The organism is Halomonas sp. OfavH-34-E (assembly GCF_024124525.1).
Lineage (GTDB): Bacteria > Pseudomonadota > Gammaproteobacteria > Pseudomonadales > Halomonadaceae > Halomonas > Halomonas litopenaei.
This window is the reverse complement of sequence record NZ_JAMXRY010000081.1, coordinates 1-12,388: the sequence shown is the minus strand read 5'-3', so window position 1 is coordinate 12,388 and position 12,388 is coordinate 1. Positions and strand designations below refer to the sequence as shown.

General features: G+C 64.9%; 12 protein-coding genes. 8 read left to right on the top strand and 4 right to left on the bottom strand.

Going from position 1 to position 12,388, the window contains the following annotated elements; translation table 11 throughout:
• The 6 genes from NH448_RS22305 to ahpF all read left to right on the top strand — a co-directional run.
• The coding region (locus tag NH448_RS22305; RefSeq protein WP_253029487.1) for an EscU/YscU/HrcU family type III secretion system export apparatus switch protein at nt 1–283 on the top strand (283 nt) is incomplete at its 5' end.
• Between the two features lie 49 nt (nt 284–332).
• A complete protein-coding gene (flhA, locus tag NH448_RS22300) occupies nt 333–2,414 on the top strand; it encodes a flagellar biosynthesis protein FlhA (protein ID WP_045992350.1) in 2,082 nt (693 codons plus the stop codon).
• Nucleotides 2,415–2,416: 2 nt separating this feature from the next.
• Nucleotides 2,417–2,851, top strand: a complete 435-nt coding sequence (locus tag NH448_RS22295) for a flagellar protein FlhE (protein WP_052704317.1) — start codon at nt 2,417–2,419, stop codon at nt 2,849–2,851.
• 22 nt (nt 2,852–2,873) lie between these two features.
• Complete coding sequence (locus NH448_RS22290; RefSeq protein ID WP_045992349.1) at nt 2,874–3,575, top strand: RNA polymerase sigma factor FliA; 702 nt, start codon at nt 2,874–2,876, stop codon at nt 3,573–3,575.
• Between the two features lie 221 nt (nt 3,576–3,796).
• The gene (gene ahpC / locus NH448_RS22285) at nt 3,797–4,360 is read left to right on the top strand and encodes an alkyl hydroperoxide reductase subunit C (RefSeq protein WP_045992348.1); all 564 of its coding nucleotides are present in this window, start codon (nt 3,797–3,799) and stop codon (nt 4,358–4,360) included.
• A gap of 336 nt (nt 4,361–4,696) precedes the next feature.
• Nucleotides 4,697–6,253, top strand: coding sequence for an alkyl hydroperoxide reductase subunit F (gene ahpF / locus NH448_RS22280; RefSeq protein ID WP_045992347.1), 1,557 nt, complete (start codon nt 4,697–4,699; stop codon nt 6,251–6,253).
• Nucleotides 6,254–6,495: 242 nt separating this feature from the next.
• Here ahpF and NH448_RS22275 read toward each other — a convergent pair whose 3' ends face one another.
• The 4 genes from NH448_RS22275 to dctP are packed head-to-tail and all read right to left on the bottom strand — an operon-like array spanning nt 6,496 to nt 10,029.
• A complete protein-coding gene (locus NH448_RS22275; protein ID WP_045992346.1) occupies nt 6,496–7,167 on the bottom strand; it encodes a 4-hydroxy-4-methyl-2-oxoglutarate aldolase in 672 nt (223 codons plus the stop codon).
• 11 nt (nt 7,168–7,178) lie between these two features.
• Nucleotides 7,179–8,483, bottom strand: coding sequence for a TRAP transporter large permease subunit (locus NH448_RS22270; protein WP_045992345.1), 1,305 nt, complete (start codon nt 8,481–8,483; stop codon nt 7,179–7,181).
• Nucleotides 8,484–8,486: 3 nt separating this feature from the next.
• Nucleotides 8,487–9,002 carry a TRAP transporter small permease gene (locus tag NH448_RS22265; RefSeq protein WP_045992344.1) on the bottom strand — a complete coding sequence of 172 codons (516 nt, stop codon included), beginning with the start codon at nt 9,000–9,002 and terminating at the stop codon, nt 8,487–8,489.
• 13 nt (nt 9,003–9,015) lie between these two features.
• Nucleotides 9,016–10,029, bottom strand: a complete 1,014-nt coding sequence (gene dctP / locus NH448_RS22260; protein WP_045992343.1) for a TRAP transporter substrate-binding protein DctP — start codon at nt 10,027–10,029, stop codon at nt 9,016–9,018.
• 638 nt (nt 10,030–10,667) lie between these two features.
• Here dctP and NH448_RS22255 point away from each other — a divergent pair.
• Both NH448_RS22255 and NH448_RS22250 read left to right on the top strand, forming a co-directional pair.
• Nucleotides 10,668–11,663, top strand: coding sequence for a LysR family transcriptional regulator (locus tag NH448_RS22255; RefSeq protein ID WP_045992342.1), 996 nt, complete (start codon nt 10,668–10,670; stop codon nt 11,661–11,663).
• Between the two features lie 377 nt (nt 11,664–12,040).
• Nucleotides 12,041–12,388: hypothetical protein (locus tag NH448_RS22250; protein WP_253029486.1), on the top strand; the 348-nt coding region annotated here is incomplete at its 3' end.

The window sequence follows — 12,388 nt, the reverse complement described above, 5'->3', positions numbered from 1 at the left end:
CGCGCGCATCCGCGAGCTGGCCGGTGAGGCCGGCGTGCCACTGCTCGAGGCGCCGCCCCTGGCGCGCACCCTGTACCGCCACGTGGATCTGGATCGCGAGATTCCCATGGAGCTCTACACCGCGGTGGCCGAGGTGCTGGCCTGGGCCTTCGGCCTCAAACGCGCCGCCAGCGAAGGCGAGACGCCGCCGCCCGCCCCAGAATCCATCCAGGTGCCCGCCGAACTGGCCGTGGCCGCCTCCACGCCAGAGCGCAATGTGACAGCAGACGAGAGACAACCATGACCCCAGCGCCTGACCACAGCGCCATCGCCGGCCCGGCGGGAGACCACGGATGAAGCCGTTGTCCCAGTACCTGACCCGCCGCGACTGGATGGCCGAGATCCCGATGAAGGTGCTGGCCGGCCCGCTGTTGATCATCATGATCCTGGCGATGATGATCCTGCCGCTGCCGCCCTTCGCCCTGGATGTGCTGTTTACCTTCAACATCGCCCTGGCGGTGATGGTGCTGCTGGTCAGCATGTTCACCGAAAAGCCGCTGGACTTCGCCGCCTTTCCAGCGGTGCTGCTGTTCACCACCCTTCTACGGCTATCGCTCAACGTGGCCTCCACCCGGGTGGTGCTAATGAATGGCCACGAAGGCGGCGACGCCGCCGGCAAGGTCATCGAGGCCTTCGGCCAGTTTCTGGTCGGCGGCAACTTCGCGGTGGGTCTGGTGGTGTTCCTGATCCTGGTGATCATCAACTTCATGGTCATCACCAAGGGCGCCGGGCGCATCGCCGAAGTGGGCGCACGCTTCATGCTCGACGCCATGCCGGGCAAGCAGATGGCCATCGACGCCGACCTCAACGCCGGTCTTATCGGCGAGGAAGACGCCAAGCGACGGCGCGCCGAGGTGGCCCAGGAGGCCGACTTCTACGGTTCCATGGACGGCGCCAGCAAGTTCGTGCGTGGCGACGCCATGGCCGGCCTGATCATCATGGTGGTCAACGTGCTGGGCGGGCTGATGATCGGCCTGATGCAGTACGACATGGCCTTCTCCGACGCCGCCCGCACCTACATCCTGCTGACCATCGGCGACGGACTGGTGGCCCAGATCCCGGCGCTGGTGATCTCCACCGCCGCCGGCGTCACGGTGTCCCGGGTCAACACCGACCAGGACGTCGGCCAGCAGATGATCAGCCAGCTGTTCGTCAATCCCAAGGTGCTGATCCTGGCGGCCGGGGTGATGGGCCTGCTGGGCCTGGTGCCGGGCATGCCCAACCTGGTGTTCCTGCTGTTTACCGTGCTGCTTGCGACCCTGGCCTGGTGGCTGACCCGCCAGTCCGAGAAGCGCCTGGTCGAAGAGCAGGAAAGCACCGCCCCGGCGCCCCCCCCGGAAGCCCCGGAGGCGAGCTGGGACGACGTCCAGCTGGTCGATACCCTGGGCCTGGAGGTCGGCCACCGGCTGATTCCGCTGGTCGACGCGCGCCAACAGGGGGAGCTGCTTGGTCGGATCAAGAGCGTGCGCAAGAAGTTCGCCCAGGAGGTCGGCTTCCTGCCACCGGTGGTGCATATCCGCGACAACCTGGAGCTGGAGGCCTCCACCTACCGGGTCACCCTGAAGGGCGCCGAGATCGGCCGCGCCGAGGCCTGGCCCGGGCGCTGGCTGGCCATCGACCCCGGCCAGGTGTCCGGCGAGCTGGACGGCACCCCGACCCAGGACCCGGCCTTCGGCCTGCCGGCGGTGTGGATCGACGCCAGCCAGCGCGAACGCGCCCAGGTCTACGGCTACACCGTGGTCGACGCCAGCACCGTGGTCGCCACCCACCTGAACCACCTGCTGCACCGCCACGCCTCCGAGATGCTGGGGCGCCAGGAGGTGCAGAAGCTGCTCGACAAGCTCAGCACAGAGCAGAAGTCGCTGGTCGAGGAGGTGGTGCCCAAGGCGCTGTCGCTGACCGCCTTCACCCGGGTACTGCAGCAGTTGCTGGACGAGGACGTGTCGATCCGTGATCTACGCACCATCCTCGATACCCTGGCCGAGCACGCGCCCCATCAGCAGGACCCCAGCGAGCTGACTGCCCTGGTGCGCATCGCGCTCGGCCGCGCCATCACCCAGCAGTGGTTCGCCGGCCAGGAATCGCTCAACGTCATCGGCCTCGAGCCCCAGCTCGAACAGGTGCTGCACCAGGCCATGAACGGCAACGGCGCCCTGGAGCCGGGTCTGGCCCAGACCCTGATGGACCAGACCGAGGCGGCGCTGGGCCGCCACGAGGCCACCGGCGAGCCGCCAGTGCTGGTGGTCACCCCGAGCCTGCGCCCGGTGCTGGCACGCTTCCTGCGCCGCCGTCTGCGCCATCTGGTGGTGATGTCCCAGGCCGAGATCCCCGACGACCGCATGCTGCGCGTCACCCATCAGGTCGGGGGGATGTGACCATGCTCCCAGCCTTGATCCTTGCCCGGAGAACCCAGTGTGCGCCGAGACGCCTGGCGGCACTCTCCCTGCTGGCGCTGTGGCTGATCGCCAGCGGCGCCCAGGGCTTCCCCGGTGCCTGGACCGCCAACGCCCCGCGCATGACCGTCGCCTCGAGCCAGCTCGACCAGTCGTCGCGACCGCTGACGCCGCCCTCCGCCAGCGTCGAGGGCGTGATCGAGCGGGTGGTGTGGCGCTATCGCACAGCGCCTGGCGCCCGCCTGCAGGGTCGCCTGTGCCATGGACAGCGCTGCCTGCGCCTGAAGGCCGCCCACGGCAGCACCGAACACTTCGCCGGCCTCGACGCTGCCGGCCCCTTCGTCTTTCGTTTTCGTCTCCTGGATGGTGAGTCGCCGCTCGTTGTCGACGGCATGAGCGTGATCGTCAACCACCGTTGAGGCTGTCCCAGAGGAAAGTGCCATGTACACCGCACAAGGCAGAATGGAGCATCAGTCCCAGCTCGAAGCCTACCTCCCCATGGTGCGTCGCCAGGCCCTGGCGCTGCAGGTCAAGCTGCCCGCCGGGGTCGACCTGGATGACCTGATCCAGGCCGGCATCGTCGGCCTGCTGGAGGCGCTGGGGCGCTTCGATGCAAGCCAGGGCGCCCAGTTCACGACCTTCGCCAGCCAGCGGGTGCGCGGCGCCATGCTCGACGAACTGCGCAGCCGCGACTGGCTGCCGCGCAGCGTACGCCGCCAGGCCCGGGCACTGGACGAGGCCACCCGCGAGCTGCAGCAGCGCCTCGGCCGCCCCCCGGAGGAACACGAGATCGCCGAGGCGCTGGACATGGACCTGGTCAGCTACCGACGCCTGTTGAGCGACGTCAACAATGGCCAGCTGATGCCCTTCGAGGAATTGCTCGCCGAAGGCAACGAGCATCGCTTCAGCGACCAGATCAGCATGGCGCCGCTGGCCGAACTGCTCGACGGCGAACGCCGCGAGGCGCTGGTCGCCGCCATCGCCGAGCTGCCCGAGCGGGAAAAACTGCTGATGGCGCTCTACTACCAGGAGGAGCTCAACCTCAAGGAGATCGGCGCCGTGCTGGGGGTCAGCGAGTCCCGGGTGTGTCAGATCCATAGCCAGGCGGTGAGCCGACTGCGCGCGCGATTAAGCGAGCACTGAGCCGCTTCGACAACTCAGCGAAGAAAACAAAAGAAGAAAGCGAAAGAAGAAAACCACTGGAAAAACGGAAGGTTAGAAAGAGCGGCCGACTAAAGGGAACAGCCACCCCATAGCCATCTCTTATCAGGATTATCGGACCATTCAATTTATCCAATTGCTCGTTTCTGCGTAAGGTGAGCCCTGTCTTCAGACAATACACCCATCGCTCAAAGGAGACGGGAATGTCCCTGATCAACACCGAAGTCAAGCCGTTCAAGGCCACCGCTTACCACAACGGCGAGTTCGTCGACGTCTCAAGCGACGACATGAAAGGCCAGTGGAGCATCGTCTTCTTCTACCCGGCCGACTTCACCTTCGTCTGCCCGACCGAGCTTGGTGACCTGGCGGACAACTACGAAGAATTCAAGAAGCTGGGCGTCGAGATCTACAGCGTCTCCACCGACACCCACTTCACCCACAAGGCCTGGCACGACAGCTCCGAGACCATCGGCAAGCTGCAGTTCCCGATGATCGCCGACCCGACCCTGACCATCTCGCGCAACTTCGAGGTACTGATCGAGGAAGACGGCCTGGCCGAGCGTGGCACCTTCGTCATCGACCCCGAGGGCAAGATCCAGATCGTCGAGATCAACGCCGGCAACATCGGCCGCAACGCCGAAGAGCTGCTGCGCAAGGTCAAGGCTGCCCAGTACGTCGCCGCCCACCCCAACGAGGTGTGCCCGGCCAAGTGGAAGGAAGGCGAAGAGACCCTGGCGCCGTCCCTGGACCTCGTCGGCAAGATCTAAGCCTTGTCCGCAAGATCTGACACTTGTCCGCCAGATCTGACACTTGACCGAAAGTGTCTTGAGCAAGATGTGACTGCGCCAAGGCTGGCTGACTCAGCCTTAGTGTCCCTTGTCGCAGTCACGGCGCCTCGCCAGAGGCGCCCGTCACCCCTGAGGTGACACCCTTTTCCCCACCGGGTCGTTCGTCTCGGTCGTCCTACCAGTCGCTTATGCGAGATCGGGCCCTTCGGCCCGGTGGGGATTCTGCGGCCCAATGATCGGCCAGTTCGCCGATACCGGCACTACGCTCCCGCCGCAGACTACCATTTTCCGATTTTTATCAGGATTGCCGCTGTCATGTTGGACGACTCTCTCAAGCAACAGCTGAAAGCCTATCTCGAACGTGTCACCCGCCCCTTCGAGCTTGTCGCCACCCTCGATGACGGCGACAAGTCCAGGGAACTCCACGGCCTGCTCAGCGACATCGCCGCGCTCAGCGACCACATCAGCCTGTCCACCGAAGGCACGGACCCACGCACGCCGTCGTTCGCCCTTTATCGTGATGGCGCCCCCACCGGGGTGGTGTTCGCCGGCATCCCCATGGGCCACGAGTTCACCTCGCTGGTGCTGGCACTTCTGCAGGTCGGCGGGCATCCGCCCAAGGCCAGCGCCGAGGTGATCGAACAGATCCAGGCGCTGGACGCGGACATGCACTTCGAGACCTACTTCTCGCTGTCCTGCCAGAACTGCCCGGACGTGGTCCAGGCGCTGAACCTGATGGCCATTCTCAACCCGCGGATCTCCCACGACGCCATCGACGGCGCCCTGTTCCAGGATGAGGTCGAGGCCCGCGAGATCATGTCGGTGCCGAGTGTCTACCTCAACGGCGAGCCCTTCGACCAGGGCCGCATGACCCTCGAGCAGATCCTGGCCAAGGTCGACACCGGCGCCGAAAAGCGTGAAGCCGAGAAGATCAGCGCCAAGGAGTCCTTCGAGGTGCTGACCATCGGCGGCGGTCCCGCCGGAGCAGCCGCCTCCATCTATGCCGCGCGCAAGGGTATCCGCACCGGCGTCGCCGCCGAGCGCTTCGGCGGCCAGGTGCTCGACACCATGGCCATCGAGAACTTCATCTCGGTGCAGGAGACCGAAGGGCCCAAGCTTGCCACCGCGCTTGAAGAGCACGTCAAGCAGTACGACGTCGACATCATGAACCTGCAGCGTGCAGAAGCTCTGGTGCCGTCAAGCGAGCCGGGCGGCGAGCACGAGGTGCGCTTCGCCTCCGGCGCCAGCCTGCGCGCCAAGACGCTGATCCTGGCCACCGGCGCCCGCTGGCGCGAGATGAACGTGCCCGGCGAGGCCGAGTACCGCAACCGCGGCGTGGCCTACTGCCCGCACTGCGACGGCCCGCTGTTCAAGGGCAAGCGCGTCGCGGTCATCGGCGGCGGCAACTCCGGCGTCGAGGCGGCCATCGACCTGGCCGGCATCGTCGCCCACGTGACCCTGTTCGAGTTCATGGACGAGCTGCGTGCCGACGCCGTGCTGCAGAAGAAGCTGCGCAGTCTGCCCAACGTCGAGATCATCTCCGGTGCCCGCACCACCGAGATCAACGGCGACGGCAACCGCGTCACCGGCCTGAGCTATGAAGAGCGCGCCAGCGGCGAGCTCAAGCAGGTCGAGCTGGAAGGTGTGTTCGTGCAGATCGGCCTGGTGCCCAACACCGAATGGCTCAAGGACTCGCCGATCGAGCTCTCCGAGCGCGGCGAGATCATCACCGACGCCCATGGCATGACCTCGGTCCCCGGCATCTTCGCCGCCGGCGACGTCACCACCGTGCCCTACAAGCAGATCGTCATCGCCGTGGGGGCAGGTGCCACCGCCGCCCTCGGCGCCTTCGACTACCTGATTCGTCAGTAAGGTCGAGCCCTCGACCACGACAAAGCCGTGTTCCCTGAAGACACCGTCTGGCTTTCCTGGCCGCGGTGTCCACGACCAGGAAGGTCGTGACTAGCCTGCCGCCCTTCGGGGCGGTTTTTTTTGGTCTGTTGGTCGTGCAGGAGAGACCAATGTCAGTTCGATGGTGTCAGTCGATGTTCGACCATGGCACTTGCGCGACCCGAATGTCAGCGGAAGACAGCTTGCCGACGGCGTCAGCGTCGTTAGTTCGACGGCGTCAGCCGGTTTTCGACCATTGAACTTGCTCCGCTGATGTCCGGAAGGCACTCGCCCTGGGCCAGTCGCTCAAGGATGCGTTCTTCCTGGCGCTGCAGTTCCAGGGTGTGGTCGATCACCGCGTCGACCTCGGAGGGCGGCAGCACCACCACGCCATTCTCGTCGGCCAGCACCACGTCGCCGGCGGATACCACCACCCCACCGACGCTGACCGGCAGGTTCATGGCGCCGCCCTGGTCGGCGAGCTTGGTGGTCAGCGACGAGACGCCGCGGCTCCACACCGGGAAGCGCTTTGCGCGCAGGGTCGCAAGGTCGGTGGCGGTGCCGTCGATGATCACCCCGGCCAGTCCCAGGTGCGAGCCGACCTCGGTCAGCACCCCGCCCCAGCAGGCGTGACGACGATCGCCCTGGCGATCGATCACCAGCACATCGCCGGGACGCAGAAGGCGCATGGCGTGGTTGAGCAGGGTGCCGTCTCCCGGCGGCAGCGACAGGGTCACGGCGACCCCGGCCACCCGCACCTCGTCGAGCTGGCAGCGGATCTCGGGGTCGATGAAGCCCTCTTCGCGGAAGTGGCCGATGGTGGCGGTCTCGCACTCGAGCAGGCGCTGATGGCGGGCGGGGTCCAGCGGGGCGGGCAGGTCAGCGATGGTGTACACAGCGTTTTTCCTTATATCAGGCTCGGCAGCCAGGTGATCAGTCCCGGCACCCAGTACAGCATCAGCATGCCGAACAGGAAGCACAGCACGATCGGCCAGGCGGCGGCGTAGATGGTCGGCATCGACACCGAGGGTGCCCCGCCCTTGACCGCGAACAGGTTGTAGCCGAACGGCGGGGTCAGACTGCCCACCGCCAGGTTGATCAGAAACAGCGTCCAGAACCACACCGGGTCGAACCCGTAGGCCTTGAGCAGCGGGGCGTAGATCGGAATGACCACCATCATGAAGGCGATCTGGTCGATGAACATGCAGGCGATAAGCGGGATCAGCATCAACAGCAGCAGCATCAGGCCGGTGTCCAGATCCATGGCGGTGGCGGCGGCCACCAGCCCGGAGGTGGCCCCGGTAAAGGACAGAAGCTGACTGAACAGCTTGGAGCAGGCCAGGATGGTGATGATCATGGCGCTGATCGACAGCGACGACAGCAGCGCCTGGCCGGCCATCTTGAGGCTGAACTTGCGGTAGTAGAAGGCCACCAGAATGGCCCCGAGCACGCCGGTGGCGGCGGACTCAGACGGCGTCGCCACCCCCAGCATCATCAGCCCCAGCACCGAGAAGATGATGATCGAGAACGGCGCCATGTTGGCCAGCGCCCGACCGCGCTGGCGCCAGTTGCCGCCGCCCGAGTCGTCCACCGCCGGTGCCCGCGACGGGTCCAGCATCATGCGCACCACCACGTAGGTCACGAACAACCCGGCCAGGAGCATGCCCGGAATGATACCGGCGATCAAAAGGCGAGCGATGGAGACGTCGACCATGGAGCCGATGATGATCACCAGAAGGCTCGGCGGGATGATCGGTGCAAGGCCGGCACCGCCGAGGATCAGGCCGATCGACAGACGGTCGTCGTAGCCACGCTGCTGCATCGTCGGCAGCGCCGAACGGCTGAGCATGGCGGTCACCGCCAGGGCCGAGCCGGACAGTGCGCCGAACAGCGTCGACAGGGCTACCACGAAGAAGTACAGGCGGCCCTTGATGCGCCCCATCAAGGTGTCGAGGGAATCGAAGATGACGTCGATGGAGCCCGATCGGAACAGCAGCTCGCCCATCAGCACGAACAGCGCGATGGTGGTCAGCGTCTCCGAGGTGACGGTGTCATAGACGCTGTTGGCAAACAGGCCGAAGCCGGCGCTGCCCATCAGCCAGAAGGTGCCGGCCACGTTGATCGCCAGAAAGGCCACAAACACCGGCACGCCGAGGGCGAACAGCCCCATCAGCAGGGCGACGGCCAGGCCCAGGGTGACATACCACTCCATCGTCTACGCCTCCTGCCGTGGACTGTCGCTGGGCCACTCGACGGTGGCGGGCAGCAGCGCGCGCCGCAGAAAGTGCAGCGCGGTGTTGGAAAAGCCGTAGCCGATAAAGCTCGACACCCACACCTTGGGGATATCGAGCCCCATGGCGGTGGTGGTGCCGCTGGCCAACTGGCGAAGGCTCTCGCTGATCAGCATCCAGGCCGCCAGCGCGCACACCGCCGCGGTCAGCAGCGAGGTGAAGCGCTCGAAGCCCTGTCGACGGGCGGCGGGCAGGCTGTCCTGCAGCACGCTGATGGCGATATGCCCACGGGTACGGGCGAGTTCCGGCATGGCCAGGCTGGCCGACAGGCACAGGCAGTAGGCGACGATGGAGCTCGACCACAGGGTCGGGGCGTTGAAGAAGTAGCGGGCCACCACTTCGATCCAGAAACACACGACGATGCCACACAGGGTGGCACCGCCGAGGTAGAAGCCGAATCGCGTGAGGCCATCGTGCCAACGGGCAAGGGTAGCCAGCATGGGAGCGATCCGATCAGGGGGTCATGTCGTTGCTTTCGGCGATCTCGCGCATCTTGGCCACCGCCTCCGGCGACTTGTCGAGGCCGAGCTGCCAGATGCCTTCGGTCACCAGTTCGTCGAGACGCTCGGCGTCTTCCGGGGCGAACTCGGTTTCGTGCATGCCGAGCTCCCGCAGGCGCGCCCATTCCTCGACCGCCAGTTCGTCGAGCACCCCGGCGATCTCGCTTTCCAGCGCCTCGCCCTGGGCCAGCAGCACCGACTGCTCCTGCTCGCTGAGGCCATTGAAGGTGTCGAGGTTCATCAGCAGGTAGGTGTAGGTCTGGCCGAAGGTGGGCTTGGAGAAGTAGCCCGCCACCTCGTGCCAGCCAAGATCCTCGACGCCGTTGAGGCCCCAGGCGGCGCCGTCGATGACGTTACGATCCAACGAGGAGTAGACGTCGCCGCTGGACATCAGCACCGGCGTGCCACCCAGGCCCTGGGTCACGTTGGTGTAGGTGGGGCTGCCGCGCAGACGACGTCCCTCGAGGCCCGGCGAGCCTTCGATGGGCTCCTTGAGCACGTACTGGAAACCGCTGGAGCCGAGCGGCGGAATCGCCAGAAGCTTCAGGCCGAGCTCGTTGTAGTGGCTGTCGATGAAGTCCCACAGGCCGGACTCGCGGGTCTTGGCGGGATCGACGAAGACACCGTCCATGGCCGCACCGACTCCGGTGGTGTTGGTGTGGTAGGCGCCGTGGGTGTAGAGCAGGTCGAACACCCCTACCGAGACCGGCTGCAGCTGTTCGAACGGCGGCACCACGTCGGGGCCATTGAGGCTGATGGAGACCTCGCCGTCGCTGGCGCCTTGGACCTTGTCGATATAGCGCTGGGCGACTTCGCGGGTGTAGGCCGAGGTCAGGTCGTAGCTCGACAGCATGCGCAGATCGGTGGCCTGGGCATCGGGTGACAGCGCCGACAGTGACAGGGCAGACAGCGACAGCGCGGACACGGTCAGGATGGAGCGGGAGAGTCGGGACAGGGAGCGATTCATGGTCTTCCTCGCGTTTATGGTTGTTATCATCCGTGGCCGAGGCGGGATGCGTCCGGCAGAAGGATCTTCGATACCACTTCAATCTAGTCAGGCCGACACACCGGGGTCAATGGAAAGGCACCGATCGAGTTTTTCGATTTTTAATATGTAGAATTTACGGAATTTATACAACAAAATGAAAATATAAAAACCAGAAAAATAAAGAGCACTATCTTGTGAAAAATCTCGTATTAAAGGGCTATTACCTCGAAGTATTTTACGCCAAACATGATAAGACAAAACCCCAATAACGCCTGATAAACCATATAATACAACGACCTATAGAAAACACCTTCCTTCGTATAGACGCCCACCCAGCTCCATCGTCGTTATTGCAACAGGCGACAATTTCGACACCCTATCGGCCACCTTTCAGCAGAAGAACAGCTCTTTCCAGCAAGAAGGGATCGACTCGCCTGGCCGGTTACCCTCGACCAGGCCGAAGCTGGCAGGAGGTAACCCATGCCCGGCAACGGCCGACGGTGTATTCTCTGACAACAGCTTGGCCAACCATACACAGGCCAACATCAGGGCGCCTTCGGCGAGGACAGATCGTCCGCACGAGCGCCTCTTGCTGACAGAAATGAAAGGAGCCGGTGATGCGGCCGATTCACGACACCCTGGACTGGAACCTGCTGCGAACCTTTATCGTCATCGTGCAGGAAGAGAGCGTGAGCAAGGCGGCGGTGCGCCTGTACCTGTCTCAGCCGGCGGTGAGCCTGTCGCTGAAACGGCTGGAAGAACGGCTGGGCCAGAAGCTGATCGAACGCGACAGCCATCGCTTTCGGGTGACCCAGGCGGGTCAGCTGGTGTACCGCGAGGCGGTGGATATCTACGCCAATGTGGCACGCCTGGCGGCCTCGGTGGGGGAGTCGGACCCGGAGGTGGCCGGCCACGTCTCGCTGGCCTTTATCACCGGTATCCAGTGTCGCTTTCTCGACAGCGTGCTGGCGGCCTTCCATCGTCGCTATCCACAGATCACCTTCGAAATCGAGGACATGTCGAGCCAGGAGGTGCAGCACGCCCTGTCACAACGCCAGAGCGCGCTGGGTATCTGTCTGGCCCAGAGTTGCCCGGACAACCTCGACAGTCAGGTGCTGGCGCGTCAGCGCTATCGGCTGTACTGCGGGCGCAGCCACCGCCTGTTCGGCCGCGACAGTCTGCCCATGGAAGAACTCAAGCAGGAGGCCTACGTGTCCTTCGGCAGCGAGCAGCTCGACGGGGTGCTGTCGCCGCTGGCGGTGTTCCGCGCCCAGCACGGCCTCAAGGGCCCGGTGGTGGGGCAGTCCAGTCGTCTGCAGGAGATCCAGCGCATGGTCATGGCCGGCTGGGGTATCGGCTGCCTGCCGGAGCACCTGGTAGCCCGGCAGGTGGCGGACGGCGAGCTGTGGCCGCTGCCGCCCTACGACGGCGTGGCCGATATCGACCTGCACCTGATGTGGCACCGCGAAGGCCGCGCCAGCGTGGCGGAGACAACCTTTATCGAGTTCTTCCTCACCAGCATGGCCAAGGTGCCCATGGAGCACCGCCTGACCACCGGTATCGACGTGGCCGACGCCGCCCAGGCGCCCCTCGCCTTTGACGATACGCCCTGACGAACGAGGATCGGAGCTGAGTACACCGACGTCGCCGGTCCTCCCCATTCACCAGCAAGACTCTTTGCACAAGTGTCTCCTGGATCGTTTCGCGTTTGTACCAGAACGCGCCCTGCCCGCCCCTCGTCGATAACGCCTGAACTCGACATTTTGCGGCACATCTTGGACGACATGGATGTTTCTAGCGTAAGCCCTTTCTGAAAGCACCTTCTTCCTGCTGTCCCGGCCTCGCCTCGCCAGTAGGATCCTCCAGAGTCGAACCACTGCGTCGTTCAGGGAGGATCCACCGTGCCATCTACCCTCGCTCCTTCATCCCCATCTCATGAGCTGCCATCGGTACCTGGCGACCAGCCAAACGTGACCGGAGGGCACTGAGGATGGATGACGGCATGATCCCCGGGCATCGGCCCTTTCCCACCGAGGCCATCGCAGACACCGGCCAGCGCCCGGCCGTGCCGACCGAATTCACCGCCGATGAGCACGGGGGCGGCCTTATCCCCCTGAGGGAACACCTCAATCACCGCCGGGTGATCACCGCCGAGCCCTACAGCGAAGGCGAGACCCCGGAAGCCGTGATAATGATGGACGTGGAGGAAGGTTCCGTCACGGTACTCGACGTGGTCGTCCAGGCCGCCTACATGCTGCCGGTGGTCGGTAACGTCATGGCCATCGGCGACGTCGCCCGCGACGTGGTTGACCTCGATGGCAACGACGCAGACGGCACG

Coding starts and splice junctions, on each gene's coding strand:
- ahpF (WP_045992347.1), top strand. CDS start 4,697: ATGTTGGACGACTCTCTCAAGCAACAGCTGAAAGCCTATCTCGAACGT.
- ahpC (WP_045992348.1), top strand. CDS start 3,797: ATGTCCCTGATCAACACCGAAGTCAAGCCGTTCAAGGCCACCGCTTAC.
- dctP (WP_045992343.1), bottom strand. CDS start 10,029: ATGAATCGCTCCCTGTCCCGACTCTCCCGCTCCATCCTGACCGTGTCC.
- NH448_RS22290 (WP_045992349.1), top strand. CDS start 2,874: ATGTACACCGCACAAGGCAGAATGGAGCATCAGTCCCAGCTCGAAGCC.
- NH448_RS22270 (WP_045992345.1), bottom strand. CDS start 8,483: ATGGAGTGGTATGTCACCCTGGGCCTGGCCGTCGCCCTGCTGATGGGG.
- NH448_RS22265 (WP_045992344.1), bottom strand. CDS start 9,002: ATGCTGGCTACCCTTGCCCGTTGGCACGATGGCCTCACGCGATTCGGC.
- flhA (WP_045992350.1), top strand. CDS start 333: ATGAAGCCGTTGTCCCAGTACCTGACCCGCCGCGACTGGATGGCCGAG.
- NH448_RS22295 (WP_052704317.1), top strand. CDS start 2,417: ATGCTCCCAGCCTTGATCCTTGCCCGGAGAACCCAGTGTGCGCCGAGA.
- NH448_RS22255 (WP_045992342.1), top strand. CDS start 10,668: ATGCGGCCGATTCACGACACCCTGGACTGGAACCTGCTGCGAACCTTT.